This is a genomic window from Trichothermofontia sp., assembly GCF_053493415.1.
This window is the reverse complement of record NZ_JBRCAD010000095.1, coordinates 1-17624: the sequence shown is the minus strand read 5'-3', so window position 1 is coordinate 17624 and position 17624 is coordinate 1. Positions and strand designations below refer to the sequence as shown.

Genomic DNA, 17624 nt, shown 5'->3' with positions numbered 1-17624 from the left:
AGGGAACCCCTAAGGCCCCCCGGATACTCCGTCAACACTCAGTTAACCTCAGACTACAATAGCCAAAGAAACGTAACCAACTTGAGTGAAATCTTAATATGTCGGTTTTGGCAGTCAGTGGGACAGCGGGGGCCGGGGCCAACGGCCTCGCCTATGTTGGCGCGATCGGCGTTTTAGCCATTTTGATCGTGGTGCATGAACTGGGGCACTTCCTGGCTGCCCGTAGCCAGGGGATTCGGGTCAGTAAGTTCTCGATCGGCTTTGGCCCCGTGCTCTGGCGTTACCAGGGACCCGAAACCGAATATGCGCTGCGGGCAATCCCCCTGGGGGGATTTGTCGGTTTTCCGGATGAGGACCCCGACTCCGACATCCCCGCCGATGATCCCAACCTCTTGCAAAATCGGCCCCTGTGGGATCGGGCGATCGTGATTAGTGCGGGCGTGATCGCCAACCTGGTGTTTGCCTACTGCCTGCTGGTGAGTCAACTGGGGATTGTGGGTATTCCCGATGGCATTCGTTATCAACCTGGGGTGGTGATCCCCCAAGTCATGGCTGAAACGTCCCCGGCAGCTCAAGCAGGTATCAAGGCCGGGGATATTGTCCTGGCAGTCGAGGGGCAACCCCTAGCTGCGTCCAAAACCGCCATCCCCACACTCATGGGCTTGATTCAGGATCATCCCGGCCAACCCCTGCACCTAACCTTGCAGCGGGGGGAGGAACAACTGTCCGTAACGGTTACCCCAACGCGAGGGAGTGATGGCAAAGGCCGCATTGGGGTGCAACTTTTCCCCAATGGGATGCCCATTTACCGTCGTCCCCATCACCCGATCGAATTGTTTACCCTGGCGGCCACCGAGTTCCAAAATATCATTGAGCAAATCATTCAGGGCCTAGGGCTGCTGATTACCCACTTCCGGGATACGGCAGGTCAGGTATCGGGGCCAGTGAAGATTGTGGAAATGGGGGCCAATATTGCCCAAGCCGATGCCCTAAGTCTCTTCACCTTTGCGGCTTTTATTAGCATTAACCTGGCCATTATCAATATCCTGCCCCTACCCGCCCTCGATGGCGGGCAATTACTCTTGTTGTTGGTGGAAGGAGTACGGGGTAAGCCCCTGCCAACGGGGGTCCAGGAAGGAGTCATGCAAACGGGACTGGTCCTGTTGTTGGGGCTGGGGGTATTTTTGATTGTGCGGGATACGGCCCAGTTGGAATGGGTGCAGCGGCTATTTCAATAGCGATTTCGTCGTAGGTAGCCCAGGCAATTCCTGTCCCCATTTATTGCTCGCCCATGAGTCGCCGTTGATGAGTATTAGCCGCAAACATGCCCAGAGAAGCCAACGGGCGCTGGAGATTTTGGTGCGTCTTAAGCGCCTATACCCAGACGCTACCTGTACTCTCAAGTACGAAAGTATTGTGCAGTTATTAGTGGCCACCATGCTGTCGGCCCAATGCACCGATGAGCGGGTGAATCAGGTGACCCCGGCCCTCTTTGCCCGTTTCCCCGATGCCCTCGCCCTCGCCAATGCGGACCTGGGGGAATTGGAAAATCTGGTGCGATCGACGGGCTTTTATCGCAATAAGGCCAAAAATATTCGGGCGGCCTGCCAAATGATTGTCGATCGCTTCCACGGTCAAGTCCCCAAGCTGATGGAAGACCTGTTGCAACTGCCCGGTGTAGCCCGGAAGACGGCGAATGTTGTACTCGCACATGGCTATGGCATCAATATGGGCGTTACGGTGGATACCCATGTGAAACGGCTGAGCCAACGGTTAGGGTTGACCGACAAGACCGATCCCCTGCGGATTGAGCAGGAGTTAATGCACCTGCTGCCCCAACCGGACTGGGAAAACTGGTCGATTCGCCTGATCTACCACGGTCGTGCGGTTTGTATGGCCCGCAATCCCGCCTGCGATCGCTGTGAACTCGCCGATCTTTGCCCCGCCGCGACGGTGAGCCGCCGTCCCCAGATTCCAGGTCCCATGCAGGTTTGATCATTCTTGCCACAGGTTAGGTAGGCTTTGTTGGGGGATTTAGGACGATCGGGCGTGATTTCGCGATAAATCTGGTTACAGTGGACGGTAGGAGGCGTAACCAGCTCAAAGTGGCACATTGATTCTAGAGGAGGGGGCTATGCACACGGGTTTTCTGGTCAGGTTCAGTCGCTTACCCTATTTGCTGGGCCAATCCCTCTCGCCAGCAACCCTCACCTCGATCGGTATCCATGCGATTTTATTACTGGCCCTACCCTCATGGCTGGCGAATAACAGCTTCTCGACGGCGATCGTCCAGCGACCCGTGGGCGTGATTGAACTAACACCAGAAGAGGCGGCCCAGTTGCCCAACGCTAACCCGGCCCCACTGGATCTTTCCCAGCTATTTGGGCAAGCCCCGATCACACCGCCAGCCGCGCCCCCCGACGCCCGTAGCCTTTTTTCGGGCCTGCCTAGTCTACCGGGATTGCCCCAACTGGCCCCCCTGCCCGTGCCCTTCCCCGCTAATGCCTTTACTGGCTTGCCCGCCCCACCGCCGATAATGCCGTTGGACTGGTACGCCCCTCCGGCTCCGGCCCAGATGACCGTTGGCCCGCCCCAATCGCGATCGGGTGCGGTTGAGCGAACAGTAATCATTAGTGGTGATGACTTAGACAACGGGTTGGGTGAGGGGGCCGGTGAGGGATCTGAGGCAACGCCAACGGCTGGGGCAACGGCTCCTCATCCTGATTCCCCTAACCCTGGGGCAAGTACGCCTCCCACGGTAACTGAAGCTGGGATGGCTGACGGGCCAAGCAGTGGCCGGGCCAGTGATCTAGGGGGGCCGCTAACGGTGGCCCGTGCGGATCTTGAGGTTGCCACACCCCATAATGGGGGCGATACCGTGACCCCAGCCCCGGACGCCCCAACGGCCAGTCCTGATTACGCGGTTGAAACGCAACCAGTAGCCGTATCCCCAGTTCCGGTTACCGCTCCCCCAGTGACGGTGATTGTTCCCTATCCAGCCAGTGCTTGCCCGATCGCGGCCCAAACGGGATATACAACGCTGGAAACGGATGCCCAGGGGCAGGTGATTGCGGGGCCAGTGATTGATTTGGGTCACCCGGATCTGAATGCAGCGGCCCGCAGTGCCGTGTTAGCCCAACCGCGATCGTTGGGGGGAGCAGCCGTCTATCAGTATGATTTGAGTGTGTCGGGGCAGGCGGAAGCTTGCGGAGGGTAGGGCGATCGTTGCTTGACGCTTGGGTTGTAACGGTCCCTTACAGAAAGTCGTAAATATCGGGTACTGTTAGCGATCGTGTGGCGTTACCCGTGCGCACGTAAAGATCGATCCCTTTCTCTGATTTCAGGAATGCTTTTTTATCAGACTACCTAACATAAACGCCACAGATATCTTTGTCTTCCAGCTTGGCAAAATGAACCTTAACCAAGGGTAGAAATCGTTTACCAATATTACTTTCGATAAGTTGGAGAAGGTGGCGCTCAAATTGATCTAGGGATGGGTTCTTAAAGCATTGTAGCTCTTTCTCTAAGCCATAAAGGTTGCCGTTGTCTTCAACGCCAATGAGTAAAGTTCCCCCATCGGTGTTGAGAAAGGCGGCAATGGTTTTCAAGTTACTGTGTTGCAAGCCTTTATTCTGTTGATTTTCTCGGATATCCCATTGTAGGGTGGTTTTGAATTCCAGGCGATCGCTCTCACCGAGGGCAATTAATTCGGGAATTGGCCGTAGATCACCAATGCTTTGAATGGTGGTGGTAAATCGTCGCAGTTTACGCTCTTCCAGACGATTGAGAAGTTCACTTTCAGTATCCGCGTTTTCGATGACAGTTTGGTTTACGATCGCGATCCATTGCCCCCAGTATTGGGCTTCCAGGGTGGCCCGGTTTGCTTCAAACCACTGTTGATTGGGTCGGTTACCCCAGCGATTCAGGATAGTCCCTCGCTAAATCACTTGATCCGGATAAGGAATATAGATTTGGAATCTCGCCCCTCTACCAGGTTCGCCAACTTCGCGGATATAGCCTCCCATTTTTTGAAGGGTTTTACGGGCAATGAATAAACCTAGGCCGCTACCTTTTTCTTCGGGAGAGATTGTATTGAGGGGTTGGAAGATCCAGTCCTTTTTGTCTGGGGAAGAGGCTTCTATCTGGCGTATACCACCCCTAAAACATTCAGCCCTCTACCCAGCTAACAAATCCCAAATCTGTTCAGCATCAGCCCCCTGAAGCCTATCCGTCTCATCAAACCAGTGGCCCGTGCCAAAACCCGGACGACGAGGCGTCGGGGAGAGTTGATAGGCCAGCCGGAGCGCCGCATGACGCGCGATCGCCGTTTCAAACACCGAGGAAAACACCGTATCCAACCCATAGTCCTGACAGCGGTGTTGTAAGGCACGGGGTGATCCCGCGATCGCGGGTTTAATCACATAAATTCCCCGCCAACCCTGTTGATAGCAATCCTCCAATTGGGCCAAAGTTGCCACCGATTCATCCAGCGCTAAAGGCGTCGCAAACTGCTGACTGAGGCTGATCATCTCGGCCAACTGGGTCGGGGGCAACGGTTGTTCCAGAAATTCCACCCGATCGGGCACGCGATCGCAGACCTTTAACCACGCAACTGCCTCATCCCTAGTCAAACCACCATTCGCATCTAAACGAAGAGTAATCTCTGCGGGTAATTGGGTCAGTAGTTCTTGAAAAAGAGCGATTTCCTGAGCGATCGCCGCCACCCCGATTTTCCATTTCAACGTCCGGTACCCCTGATGATAAACCGCTGGCCAACCCGTTAACGCGGCGGCCCCCGTGGGCAAAAGGCCACAGAGGGTAGAGGGGCGATCGGCCTCCGGCGGTAAGGGCGGTCCCGGATTAACCAGGGCTAACCAGGCTGTTTCCAAGCCAAATTGACAGGCAGTTAACTCAGCAGGAATCACGAGATCCGGGATATCGGGCAACACAGGGGGCAACTGTTGGCAAAAGGCCCAAGCTTGTTGAAAAGATTCACTCCCAAACCAGGGAATCGGTGCAATTTCCCCCCAGCCCACCCTGGCGCGATCGCGTAGCGTCGCCCTTGGAGAATCGCCTCGTGTCCCCACTGGAGAATTGGGCAACATCACCGTTGGGGAAGCATCTATCAACCGCACAACCATGCCTTCTCGCACCGGCCAAGCCCCGTGGTGGGTTTGGAGCGGCGGTGAAAACAGGCGACGATAGGGTCGAAAAGTAGCATGGTACATAACTCTACCCTCCATAATCCGCACTATAATCGGGAGCACTGAGCTAGCCCAGATCAATATGGGGGTAAAGCCCCATTAGGTGTCTCTTCTGGTCAGCCTGCCATGATCGTTCCTGAAGGAGCTGTTTCCCACTCGCCCGCTCTTCCCCCCGACACCATTTAGACAATCGCTATGGTTTTGTATGGTTTTGCCCTTTGATGCTGCCCCCACCGAAGCGCGGGTCGAGAAATTCTGGCAACTGGCCGCCAGTTTTGGTATGGAACGCAACGCCTACCACAACTATCTGAACGAGATTGTCAGCGATCGCTATACATTGATCAATGGCTTATAAATTCTGCGGGATGAACTGCAACTGGCCGCTTCCGGCCCAACGGACATGAAAGCATGCGGGGCGGATATGAGCTTACCCAGCGTCGTCACAACGTTGGCCTATACCAACTGCGGCGATCGCATCCACCAGGGCGAAGCGACCAAGCGCTACCGGGATGTGGTCGCCTCGCGATTTGCCACCCTCTCGGAAATTGGCGAACTCAAGTTAGAAGCCTTCTTCCCCGCCGGGGGCGGCACGGACAATGGGGCCACCCTCGCCCACGTCACCGTGGCCCATGAGTTGGACGAACCCCTCAAGCGGCGCGTCTATGACGGCAATCCCCAGTCCATTTCCCTCGTCGCGATCGACCTGAAAACCCACGTCGGACGCTTACGCGAAAATGGTCAACAGGTTTACGGCAAAACCCGTGAGTCGCCCTGGCGCGAACCCCGTGATGCCTGCGGCGCGATCGTGGGTACCCTAACGAACTACCATCCCGATAATTTAATTCATCGTCGGATTCGGAGTGATCTCGGCGAGCGTAACTTTCACTTCCTCTCTAACAACGCGATCCTAACTGACGAAGGCGTTAACATCACGATGGCCGTTGCGGCCAATATTGTCGCCATTCGTGGGGTGCGGAATACGGCGATGGCCCTAGCGCAAGAAATGGATGAACGGGGATTAGCTCACCTAACGGCCAGTACGACGGTTAACCGTCCTTCCCGTGATGATCTGGTGATTTATCTGGCCCGTGCAACGGTCTTTAATGGCAAGGTCCGCATCCAAAGCCTGGGTACGGAGGCTAAGTTGTATAGCGGTCGCCTGGTCGAATATGCCGGTGAACAACGCCTACAACTTCGGTATTCTGATTGGGATTGCGATCGCTTGCCCATCGAAGAAATTGCCTATAAGGTACGATGGTCCGGTTTATGATGGTTCAGCTTATAAGGTGGGATACCCCATCTGGCGCTGATGCGACGTGATCGCGATCGGACAAGATCGGCCAGCAACGATCACAGGGAGATACATTTTGTTAGCGGCAGTTCTATACGGTCAGGAAGACTTACGGTTGGAAACCCTCCCCGATCCCACCCCAGCGGCAGGGGAAGTGGTGATCCGGGTAACAACAGCAACCACCTGTGGCACGGATCTCAAGGTGTGGCGGCGGGGGGGCCATGCCAAGATGCTTAAACCCCCGGTTCCCTTTGGCCATGAGGCGGCGGGAGAAATTGTGGCGATCGGGGCCGGGGTCTCTGGCTGGCGGATCGGCGATCGGGTCGTGGCGAATAATTCTGCCCCGTGTATGCAGTGCTTTTATTGCCAGCGTCAGGCGTTTTCCCTCTGCGCTAACCTACTGTTTAATAACGGCACCTTTGCCGAATATCTCAAGCTCCCCGCAGCGATCGTCCGCCACAACCTCTTACCCATTCCCCCGGACCTGCCCGACGCCCTGGCGGCCCTCACCGAACCCCTGGCTTGTGTCCTGCACGGGGCGGCCCGCTCCAATACCCAACCGGGCGATCAGGTGCTTGTCCTGGGGGATGGCGCCATTGGTCTGATGTTTGTCGCTGTCCTGGCCCAACAGGGGGCGGTGGTTTCCCTAGTCGGCGGCCATGACCCGCGTTTGGCGATTGGGCACACCCTGGGGGCGGTGCGCACCCTGAATTATCACCAGCAGCCAGATCGGGTGGCCTGGGTGCAAAGCTTTACCGAGGGGCGAGGGGCTGATATTGTGGTCGAGGCGACGGGGGTGCCAGCCACTTGGGAGCAGGCGATCGCCTGTGCCCGTCCCGGTGCAACCGTCAACCTGTTCGGGGGCTGCCCGCGCAACACCCAAATTCAGGTCGATACGGAACGCCTGCACTATAGCGAACTAACCCTCAAGGGGGTTTTCCACAATACCCCTAGCTATGTACGGCAAGCCCTTGCCCTGCTGGCCAGTCGCACGATCGCCTTTGAGCACCTGCTGAGTGACACACGCCCCTTAACGGACTTAGCGGCTGTCTTCACCGCCATGCAACAACGTCAGGTCATAAAGGTGGCCATTCGTCCGTAAAAAGAAAACGGTAATCGGCTGGTCTCCTGGTCGGCCCGTTCGCATAGCGTCTCTCCAGGAGAATCGCCCCCATTGTTCCCAAGGTATCCGTATGAATGCGCAAGGTCCTGATCCCCGTACCCTGCACCCGATGGCAGGATTTCCCCAGATTTGTTTTATCAAAAATACTGTTAACAATCCCAACATCATTATTGGTGATTACACCTACTACGATGATCCAGAGGATTCGGAAAACTTTGAGCGCAATGTGTTGTATCACTTCCCATTTATTGGTGACAAACTGATGATTGGGAAATTTTGCGCGATCGCCAGGGGAGTGAAGTTCATTATGAATGGCGCGAATCACTCAATGGCCGGGTTTTCTACCTATCCCTTCTTCATTTTTAGTCATGGCTGGGAACGGGTTGCTGCGGCAGATGAAGGGGCGGTGATGAAAGGGGATACGGTGATTGGTAATGATGTGTGGCTGGGATATGAGTCGGTGATCATGCCAGGTGTAGCGATTGGGGATGGTGCCATTGTGGCGGCAAAGTCAGTAGTGACGAAGGATGTTCCGGCCTACGCGATCGTGGGGGGGAATCCGGCCCAGATCTTACGCTATCGATTTGCTGAGGAAACAATTGCGCAATTACTAGAGATTGCTTGGTGGCACTGGGATGTTGCTAAAATTAGCCGTAACCTGGAGGCGATCGTGGGTGCAGATATTGGCGCTCTCCGATCTTGTTGCTAACCGCTAGAAAACCCCTAAGAAGATGTTTTAAAAGGGCGATCGCGGTTAAAACCACGACTACGAACCTCGACGTTTGGCTATCCTAAGGGGTGCTTGGCGTTTGTTTTGGCGACTTCAGTCGCCAAAACGGCTGGTTTCTGGACTTTTCAATCCCCCCCTAAGACACAAAGATCACAAAGCCAAGCCCAGCCGAGGCTTAGGGTGATCTTTGTGCCTTCGGGATTGTTGCAGAATACTTGCTAATGGACGGCTCCCCGCAGGGCTTCGGCATCGATCGGCTTGATAAAATACAGTTTGACTAAATCGCCGAGGATACCCAGGATCAGCGGTAACTTTTGGAGGAACTTGATCGGGGCAGGTTTGTCACCCGCTTCAATGGCCTGAATCTTAAGGTTCCGTTCGGCACAGCGCTTCATCCGAGGGAAGAATTCGGGATGATCCACATCCAAAATCGTCGGAAAGGCACGGGCAGAGGTATTGTTGGTCTCGCGAATCACCTGGCGATCGAATTCGGTGGGATCAAGACCCAAGCTGTAATAGAAATTAGCCCGCTCATGCACTGTCAAGCTATGGGTGGCAAAAACTGACAGCAGGAAGAAACGACTCCACAGGCGCGATTGCCAGGTTTGCCAGAGGTCCGGCTGCGATCGTAGCAATGCCTTGAAAATATCACCGTGGCGGTTTTCATCCTGGCACCAACTTTCAAAATACTTGAACAGGGGATGGAACTGGTTTTCGGGATGCTTCTCCAGGTGGCGATAAATAATGATATAGCGCCAGTAGCCAATCTTTTCCGACAGGTAAACCGTGTACAACACCCAGGGAATGGGGAAAAAGGTATAGGTACGATTCTTGGTCAGCTTGGCCAAGTCCAACGAGATATTAAAATCCGCCATCGTCTTATTCAGAAACCCGGCATGGCGGGCCTCATCCCGTGCCATCAGGTGGAAAATTTCCGCCAGCAATGGATTCTGAGCCTTGATGCGACGCGAGAGTTCCTTAAACAAGAGGAAACCGGAAAACTCCGACACACAGGAGCGCTCTAGATAGTCGATGAAGGCTTGGCGATCGTCCGCACTCAGATGATCCCACGACTGCTGGAAGCTGTCATCCCGCACAAAATGGTGACGGTTATAGTCGGCCCGCATCTCCGTGAGCATCGCCCGCAATTCCTGTTCCTGGGCCGAGAGGTCGAGGGTCGCCGCTGCCTCAAAGTCGGTGATGTAGAACCGAGGCGTGAGCACCGACTCCCGCATGGTGGCCTTTTGCACCGGCAGGGACGCTGGCTCTGGTGTAGACAGAACGTTGACCATAGAAACTCCGCTTTCTAGCTAAATAGCTTCATAACTGGTTAGTTATAGATACTATCTTTAGGACTCGCTGGACGACTGTCAAGGGGGCATTAATAACTAGTACAGTAAACATACCGTTTTGCAACGTTGGTAGTAACGACTTTAGTCGTTGCCGGCTAAAGCCAGCACTACGAACGTTGCAGAACTTACTGTTCGAGCTACTAGTAATGATGGATGGGCGCATCATCCCCGCTTGGAAAACCGGGCGGTCAACCCCTGCCCTGGGTTAGGCCGGCTCACCCACCCCTAGCGGACGGCAGCGGCATCCCCATAGAGTCCAGCATGAGGGGCCGGGGGGTGGCCCGATACGGATTTGAAATTCCCAGTGCTCCAGTTTAGCCCATGCCGATCGCGATCGCGCCGACCCCGTGCGGCAGTCCTGGAGCATCAATGTTAGGATTGCCACAGATACCGAAGAAGTTGTAAATAGACGACGTAAGAAGAAGGAAACGTAAGGCATGAAAGAAATTGAGAAGTCGATATCCTTTGATGGCAGGGATATTCGGCTCCTGGTCGGCTTGCTTGCACCCCAAGCAGGCGGTTCAGTTCTAGTACAGTCGGGCGATACAGCCGTTTTGGTCACGGCAACCCGCGCAGGGTCGCGAGAAGGGATTGATTTTCTACCACTGGTAGTGGACTACGAAGAACGACTTTACGCGGCTGGACGCATTCCCGGCGGCTTCCTGCGGCGCGAGGGCAAACCCCCCGAGAAGGCGATTCTCACTGGGCGGCTGATCGATCGCCCCATCCGTCCCCTCTTCCCCAGTTGGTTGCGGGATGATATTCAAATTGTCGCCACGACCCTCTCAATGGATGAGAGGGTGCCCCCCGATGTGCTGGCTGCCACCGGGGCTTCGATCGCCACATTACTGGCAGGCATTCCCTTCTACGGGCCAATGGCAGCGGTACGGGTGGGTCTGGTCGGGGATGACTTTATCATCAACCCCACCTATCGCGAAATTGAAATCGGGGATTTAGATCTCATCGTCGCCAGTTCCCCGGCAGGGGTCATCATGGTTGAGGCTGGCGCAAACCAACTCCCCGAGCAAGACATCATCGAAGCGATCGACTTTGGCCACGAAACCGCCCTAGAGCTAATCCAGGCCCAACGGGACCTGCTGACGGAATTGGGAATTGAACCGGTCGTTCCGGAACCACCCGTCCGCGATCTCACCCTAGACACCTTTGTACGCGATCGCGCCAGCGAATCGATTCAGGCTGTTTTGGCTCGGTTTGAAACCGATAAGCACGTCCGCGATGCGGCTCTGGATGAAATTAAGGACAAAGTGGCAGCGGCGATCGCCGAATTGCCTGAGACTGATCCGGTCCAGGCGATCACCACAGCCGATCCCAAGGCCCTCAGCCAAGTATTCAAAAACCTGACCAAGGAGATCATGCGGCGGCAGGTCATAGAAGCAGGCGTGCGGGTGGATGGTCGCAAGTTGGATGAGGTGCGGCCCATCTCGTGCCGAGTGGGTATCCTGCCAAGCCGGGTACACGGGAGTGGCCTCTTTAACCGGGGCCTCACCCAAGTGATGTCTCTGGCCACCTTGGGTACCGCTGGCGACGCCCAGGAACTGGACGATCTCCACCCCGACGAACAAAAACGCTACCTACACCACTACAACTTCCCACCCTTCTCGGTTGGGGAGGTACGCCCCATGCGATCGCCCGGTCGGCGGGAAATCGGCCACGGTGCCCTGGCGGAACGTGCCCTGGTGCCGGTCCTGCCCCCCAAGGCGGATTTTCCCTACGTGATTCGGGTGGTGTCGGAAGTGTTGTCCTCCGATGGTTCCACTTCAATGGGATCGGTGTGTGGTTCCACCCTGGCGCTGATGGATGCGGGGGTACCGATCTCTAAGCCCGTAAGCGGCACCGCAATGGGCCTGATCAAAGAAGGCGATGAGGTGCGAATTCTCACCGATATCCAGAGCATTGAAGATTTCTTGGGCGACATGGACTTCAAGGTGGCGGGGACCGATACGGGGGTAACCGCCCTGCAAATGGACATGAAAATTCAGGGGCTACCCGTCGCCACGATCGCCGAGGCCATCCGTCAAGCGCGTCCGGCCCGGCTGCATATCCTGGAACAAATGCTGAAGACGATCGATCAGCCCAAGCCGCACCTGTCGCCCTTCGCGCCGCGCCTGCTCACCCTCAAGATTGACCCTGACATGATCGGTTTGCTCATCGGTCCTGGCGGCAAGACGGTGAAGGGCATTACCGAAAGTACCGGGGCCAAGATCGACATCGAAGACGACGGCACGGTAATGATCTCCGCCACCGATGGTGAAAAGGCCAAGAAAGCCCGCAGTATTATTCAGGGCCTTACCCGCAAGCTCAATACAGGCGATGTCTATGCCGGACGGGTGACCCGGATTATCCCGATCGGGGCCTTTGTCGAGCTACTCCCCGGCAAGGAAGGCATGATCCACATCTCGCAACTGGCCGACTACCGCGTTGGTAAAGTCGAAGATGAAGTGGCCGTCGGTGATGAAGTCGTGGTCAAGATCCGGGAAATTGATTCCCGTGGTCGCGTTAACCTTACCCGTTTGGGGATTCACCCCGACGAGGCGGCAGCGGCACGGCAGGCAAGTCAGTAGCCCCCCTCGGTTCCGCCGTTGGTGCAGAAGAGGGGGTGCACCCTGGGTCCAAGTGCCTGGGCAACCCGGTTATCCCCTCCCAGGGGTGTTGGTCGGCCATCAATCGCAGCCAACCCTGTTCGCCAACTTGGACGGTGGCGATCGGGACAAGGGGCGTTGCCGTTCCTGCCCCTACCGCTGAGGTATCGGGTAACCCACACACCCGCACCTGGACCCACGTTTGATCGGGTGGCAATGTCTGTTGCCGGAGGAGGAGGAGTTGGCTTCCCCGTGGCAGTTGTTGGGCCATATCGGCAGCAGTTGTGACCGCCAGGGTGGGATCAGGGGTGGGCCAGAGGAGCAGCGCGGTTTGCAGGGTCACTATTTGCCCGATCGTCACCGTCACCGCCGGGGATAGACGATCGCTCGGCGTCGGGCTAGGGACCGTGGGAGCCGGATTGAGGGGGACAGAGGTTGGTTCAGGCGACGCAGGCGTAGCGGTTGGGATCACCCTTCCCCACGGGGATACCCCAAGGCTGTGCCATAGCCATAATCCGCCTAGCCCCAGGACGAGGGCCATCCCGCCCAACCATACCCCTAGACGTAACGGCGATCGCCCGCGCTCGCTTGGCGGTGCGCCAAGGATTTCCGTGCGAATACTCGGTGTGACCGTTTCTGCCAAGGCCACCAAACTCTCTGCCTCCAGTTGGGTGGGGGCATCCGGCAAACTCGGCGCGGGGGTCAGGCGAGCCAGGAGAGTTTGGGCATCCACCGCCACCGCTGGCATTTGCGCCACCTGGTAGGCCATCAGGGCCACTGTCACATTATCATGCCCATTCCAATGGTTGGCGAGGGCCACTAGCCGCTGACTCACCGTGGCCAGATCCCGGCGTTCCGTCAACACTGGCAACACTTCCGTTTGCCAAAACTGCTCCACCCGATCGTTATCACTCAGGCCATCGGAGCACAGGAGTAATACACAATCCTCATCAATCACCCAGCGATCGACCGTCGGGAACAACTGCTGGGCGGGTCCCATCCCCACCGCCTGAACCAGGGCACCACTGATTGACCCCTGGATCGACTCGCGGTAGAGGCAATACCCCAAACGCACATCCCGCGAGGCAATATCATCATCGAGGGTGATTTGATGACACCCCTGGCGGGTCATCCAGTACAGGCGGCTATCCCCCACATGGGCAACATACACCTCATGGTGATTCGCGAGGGCCATCACCAGGGTTGTCCCCATCCGTTGCCGTTCCTGGCGGTGTTCATCATTATTACGCTGGTTAATGGCGTCATTGGCCGCATAGACCGCCTGCTCCAGACCGGTCGCTAACCGTTGCGGGTTCCAGAGCGGTCGGTTCAGGGGCAGTTGCATGATCCGAGCTGGCAAGGTGGCGATCGCCAATCCCGAAGCTACACTCCCCCCCTCATGGCCCCCCAAGCCATCACAGACGATCGCCAGCGGCAACTGGGTTTGCCCCTTCACTTTGCCTGGGGAAGTGGCGGGTGGATAGCAAGCATCCTCATTGCGCTCACGACTAGGACCCCGATCGGTTTGGGTAGCAATTTGCACCGATCGCTCAAGCACCCCCTGCTTTTCCAGGGCCTCACGATACAGTTGATAGTATTGAAACAGGGCTTGGTCCAGCCAAAGGGCCAGGTAGTCCGCATTGGGCACCTGCTGTTGCTGCAATTGCTCCCACAGATAGGAGAGGAAGGGGCGCAGGACGGGTTGGGTATGGGTATCTGTTAACCATGCCTGCCAACAGTGGCCCAACTGTACCAGGTTAGGGGATGACGCGGGCTGATCGCGATCGTCGAGGGACTTTGCAGTGGCATCGAACTTAAGTTCCAGTAACCGCACCCAGGGACCTTCAACCCGCACTAAATCCGGATCAAGGAGGCTGGAGACCACCCCCTCCCGCTGGAGCGGCGACCAAAGTCGGGCTATCTGCCACAGCCAGTTTAATTGGCGCAGGGCCGAAGCCCGGGGCCAAGCCTCCCGTAGGGAAGGCAGCAAGGGCGAACCGGAACCCGCCGCCGCTGGGACAACTAACTGGCTCTGATCCAGGGGGGCTTGCTCAAGCAAAACGATCGCCTGCATCGTTTTTTCCGGCAAATAGAGCAACCCATAGGGTTGGGGGATGTGTAATCGCCAAGGAATCAGACTGAGGTAGGCAGCCAGCTCGTTCGAGATCTCAGGCGGCATCGCAGGCAAGCGGTGCGGCTGGGTATCGAGTACCACCTGCCCCTGAATGTGGACATAGCGATCGCCCAGGATCGCCCCTGGTGCATAACTAGCCACCACCGAGTCCAATGCCCAAAGATACCGCTTGACCAGAGGGGTTTGGCACCGTTGACAGAAGGAGTGATCAACCGGGTTCAGTGCCTGACACTGGGGGTTTACACAGGAAATGTTAATTGCAGCCTTATCCATGCCCAAAACTGACGAGGGTATTCTTCCGCGATGCCATTGATGCCATTGATGCCATTGATGCCATTTTGTTAAGTTAACAGAAGCCCGACCTGCTAGCGCAGCGGTGCTCCCTTCCCGACGGACTTCTTCCGTAAAGTGGGGGGGAATGTGTGCTAAAGCTGGGCAAATTGGCCGCCAATTGGACAAGAAACGTTACAATTTTCCCGCCAAATTTCTATAGCGTTGTACAGTCAGAAACATCTTCCCTCCGGCTAAAGTCAAGAGCGATGCCGCGATTGGGCGAGTCCTCTATCAGCCGTAAGCTGTAGGATTGTCGATCGGCGCTAAGATCCGGCAACAGCGCTCTTAGGGTAACCGGGATTGATCCGTTGCTCCTAGGGAGGCATTGCACGAACAGGCTAAGCCGATCGATAACACGCATGTTAGGCTTGACGCGGCACTGGTCATCGGACCACAGGCAGACCGTTGGGTATCCTAAAACCTGCTCTAGACGTGATTAAGAATTAAGAATTAACTAAAAGAAATCTTGCATAATTACTTCACTTTTTATACTCAAGGTGAAGATTAGTCTCATTATTAGCCGTTAACGACACCATCACTTGCTATGCCGACCAAAAATTCTCGTCTTAAAGCCACACCGCCACTGGCAGAAACGCCACCCATTCAGAATGGCACCGAAATGGATAGTTCCAACCTGGACAGTACTCATCTGGATAGTTCCAACCTAGAGGATTCGCTGGCGGAAACCCAACGCGACTCTACCCGTGTTGACCGTAGCCCTAATGGCAAGGTGGCGCTGGAATTGGCGAGTCTAGATCCGGTTGTAGCCGCTACGCCGAAGGACGCCGAGGTGGATATTGCTGCCCAAGCGGCCCACTGGTCCCACCAAGGGGATGTGCAACGGCGGGCACGCGACCTGGAAGCCGCGATCGCTAGCTACGATCGCGCCCTGGAACTGGATGCTGCCAACTATTGGGCTTGGTACCACCGGGGCAGCGTTCTGGAAGATCTGGAGCGCTATGAAGAAGCGGTCGATAGCTACAGCAATGCCATTACGGAGCGCCCCAACGATTATTGGGCCTGGTATCAGCGGGGGAATTGCCTGGATCACTTGCAACGCTTTGAGGCGGCGATCGACAGTTACGATCGGGCGATCGAGCTACGGCCCAACGACTATTGGGCCTGGTATCGCCGTGCCAACGTACTGCGCCATGCCGAGCGCCATGCGGAAGCCGTTGCCAGCTACGATCGTGCCCTCGAAATTCGGCCCGGTGACTTCTGGAGTTGGTACCGGCGCGGTCACACCCTGCGGCAAGCACGGCACTATAACGAAGCGATCAGCAGCTATCAGGAGGCCCTAGCCCTACGGCCAGAGCAGGCGGATGTCTGGTATGCCCTCGCCAGTTGCTATGCCCATCAACGCCAGGTAGATCAGGCGATCGCCTGCCTGCGGGAGGCGTTGCGGTGGGGAGATGACGACTACCGGGATCAAGCTGCTGGAGATGCCCATTTCAGTAGTATTCGGCGGCGGAAGCAGTTCCAGGCATTTCTCAAGGAGCCGGAATTGATCGCGGCGGCGGATCAGGCCGCTTCCGAATCCGCCGGGGCAACAGCGGCACCGGATGCGGATACCGCAGCGACGGCAGCCCCCCAGGCGGAGCGCAATGGGCAGGGGCCGACGGATACCCATAACGCCGCCGAAGAATGCCCCTGATTCGTGTCCCACCGGGCTGGCATTTACCAGCGCAGGCCGTCACCCCAGAGGCGGCCTACGTTAACCGACGCCAGATCCTCCGGGCGATCGTGGGCACGGGTTTGGGGGTGATGGGTCTACCGGTGATCGCGGGGTGTCAGCGCGGTGCTTTGTCCCAACTGGTGGACAATCCTGAATTAGCGACAACCCTAACGACCCCCAGCCTGGAGCCGTATACAGTTAATCCTCAGTTTGCTTCGGTCGATCGTCCTGTGACCGATCGGGAACTCGCAGGGCAATACAACAACTACTACGAATTCGGCAGTGGCAAGTCCGTGTGGCCGGCGGCGCAAAAGCTGCCCACCGATCCCTGGTCAGTCGAGGTGACGGGATTGGTGAAATATCCGCGTACCTATACCCTGGAAGCGTTGCTGCACGATTTCCCCCTCGAAGAACGGGTCTACCGGTTTCGGTGTGTGGAGGCGTGGTCGATGGTATTGCCCTGGTTAGGGTTCCCGATGCGTGCCCTCTTAGCCCAGGTGGAGCCGACACCCGCCGCTAAGTTTGTGCGCTTTACCTCGTTCTATGATCCCCAGGTCGTGGTGGGTCTGTTTTCGTCGTTCTACCCCTGGCCCTATACGGAGGGGTTACGCATTGAGGAAATGGCGAATGAGTTAGCCTTTTTTGCGGTTGGGTTATACGGTAAGCGGTTACCCAAACAGCACGGTGCACCCATTCGGATGGTGCTGCCCTGGAAGTATGGCTTTAAGGGGGCCAAGGCGATCGTTAAGATTGAGTTTGTCGAGACGGAGCCAAAAACATTTTGGCATACGGTACAACCGCATGAATACGGCTTCTTAGCCAATGTGGAGCCGGATGTTCCCCATCCCCGCTGGTCCCAGAAAACCGAGCGATTTATTTCAACCGGGCCGGGTCTGAGTTGGGAAGAGCGCCCGACGCTGTTGTATAACGGCTATGCCGACTGGGTGAGCAGCTTGTACGCTGAAACGGGTGGGTAGCAGATTACCCAGAGAGCAGAGTAGGATAAGTCCAAATTCCCAGCATCCTCAGATGGCCCTTCGCGAGCTGCCAAGGGGTTTGATCAAACCAACTTGGCCACCCCCACCTCGTTAACCCAGCTTTCCTAATTCGGTTTTTTGCCCCAAACGACCTATGACGCGCGATTCGCAACGCGATCCCTACGGGCATCAGCCCGCCCCTGAC

At 56.6% G+C, this 17624-nt stretch carries 15 protein-coding genes; 10 read left to right on the top strand and 5 right to left on the bottom strand.

The features are described 5' to 3' along the window. Positions 1-98 precede the first annotated feature (98 nt). The 3 genes from rseP (at position 99) to ACWIUF_RS08090 (ending at position 3217) form a co-directional block, all read left to right on the top strand. Positions 99-1238, top strand: coding sequence for an RIP metalloprotease RseP (rseP, locus tag ACWIUF_RS08100; RefSeq protein WP_448571780.1), 1140 nt, complete (start codon positions 99-101; stop codon positions 1236-1238). Positions 1239-1305: 67 nt separating this feature from the next. Next, positions 1306-1995, top strand: coding sequence for an endonuclease III (nth, locus tag ACWIUF_RS08095; protein WP_448571779.1), 690 nt, complete (start codon positions 1306-1308; stop codon positions 1993-1995). Positions 1996-2134: 139 nt separating this feature from the next. Then, a complete protein-coding gene (locus ACWIUF_RS08090; RefSeq protein ID WP_448571778.1) occupies positions 2135-3217 on the top strand; it encodes a hypothetical protein in 1083 nt (360 codons plus the stop codon). A 145-nt stretch (positions 3218-3362) separates the two neighbouring features. Here the strand turns inward: ACWIUF_RS08090 and ACWIUF_RS08085 are convergent, their stop codons facing one another. The 3 genes from ACWIUF_RS08085 to ACWIUF_RS08075 form a co-directional block, all read right to left on the bottom strand. After that, positions 3363-3869: an RNA-binding domain-containing protein gene (locus tag ACWIUF_RS08085; RefSeq protein ID WP_448571791.1), complete on the bottom strand. Its 507-nt coding sequence runs from the start codon at positions 3867-3869 to the stop codon at positions 3363-3365. A gap of 69 nt (positions 3870-3938) precedes the next feature. Next, entirely contained in the window at positions 3939-4142 is a 204-nt protein-coding gene (locus ACWIUF_RS08080; protein ID WP_448571790.1) for an ATP-binding protein, read from the bottom strand. Between the two features lie 33 nt (positions 4143-4175). After that, complete coding sequence (locus tag ACWIUF_RS08075) at positions 4176-5228, bottom strand: o-succinylbenzoate synthase (protein WP_448571777.1); 1053 nt, start codon at positions 5226-5228, stop codon at positions 4176-4178. Positions 5229-5409: 181 nt separating this feature from the next. Between ACWIUF_RS08075 and ACWIUF_RS08070 the strand changes: the two genes are divergently transcribed. From ACWIUF_RS08070 to ACWIUF_RS08055, 4 genes are all read left to right on the top strand, one after another. Continuing rightward, on the top strand, positions 5410-5559 hold the full coding sequence (locus ACWIUF_RS08070) for a hypothetical protein (RefSeq protein WP_448571776.1): 150 nt from the start codon (positions 5410-5412) through the stop codon (positions 5557-5559). Between the two features lie 66 nt (positions 5560-5625). Next, positions 5626-6474: a hypothetical protein gene (locus tag ACWIUF_RS08065; protein ID WP_448571775.1), complete on the top strand. Its 849-nt coding sequence runs from the start codon at positions 5626-5628 to the stop codon at positions 6472-6474. Positions 6475-6571: 97 nt separating this feature from the next. Next, entirely contained in the window at positions 6572-7597 is a 1026-nt protein-coding gene (locus ACWIUF_RS08060) for a zinc-dependent alcohol dehydrogenase (RefSeq protein ID WP_448571774.1), read from the top strand. A 91-nt stretch (positions 7598-7688) separates the two neighbouring features. Next, positions 7689-8327 carry a Vat family streptogramin A O-acetyltransferase gene (locus ACWIUF_RS08055; protein WP_448571773.1) on the top strand — a complete coding sequence of 213 codons (639 nt, stop codon included), beginning with the start codon at positions 7689-7691 and terminating at the stop codon, positions 8325-8327. A 239-nt stretch (positions 8328-8566) separates the two neighbouring features. Here the strand turns inward: ACWIUF_RS08055 and acsF are convergent, their stop codons facing one another. Next, positions 8567-9640 (bottom strand): magnesium-protoporphyrin IX monomethyl ester (oxidative) cyclase, encoded by a 1074-nt coding sequence (acsF, locus tag ACWIUF_RS08050; protein ID WP_448571772.1) that lies wholly within the window; start codon positions 9638-9640, stop codon positions 8567-8569. A gap of 497 nt (positions 9641-10137) precedes the next feature. Between acsF and ACWIUF_RS08045 the strand changes: the two genes are divergently transcribed. Next, positions 10138-12282: a polyribonucleotide nucleotidyltransferase gene (locus ACWIUF_RS08045; RefSeq protein ID WP_448571771.1), complete on the top strand. Its 2145-nt coding sequence runs from the start codon at positions 10138-10140 to the stop codon at positions 12280-12282. On the opposite strand, the gene ACWIUF_RS08040 is transcribed toward ACWIUF_RS08045, so the two are convergent. Beyond that, complete coding sequence (locus tag ACWIUF_RS08040) at positions 12224-14707, bottom strand: protein phosphatase 2C domain-containing protein (protein WP_448571770.1); 2484 nt, start codon at positions 14705-14707, stop codon at positions 12224-12226. The two genes, ACWIUF_RS08045 and ACWIUF_RS08040, sit on opposite strands and share 59 nt — an antisense overlap. 604 nt (positions 14708-15311) lie before the next feature. Between ACWIUF_RS08040 and ACWIUF_RS08035 the strand changes: the two genes are divergently transcribed. Continuing rightward, positions 15312-16421, top strand: coding sequence for a tetratricopeptide repeat protein (locus tag ACWIUF_RS08035; protein ID WP_448571769.1), 1110 nt, complete (start codon positions 15312-15314; stop codon positions 16419-16421). Beyond that, positions 16412-17419 (top strand): protein-methionine-sulfoxide reductase catalytic subunit MsrP, encoded by a 1008-nt coding sequence (msrP, locus tag ACWIUF_RS08030; protein WP_448571768.1) that lies wholly within the window; start codon positions 16412-16414, stop codon positions 17417-17419. The genes ACWIUF_RS08035 and msrP overlap by 10 nt, the downstream gene beginning before the upstream one ends. The last annotated feature ends 205 nt before the right edge of the window (positions 17420-17624 follow it).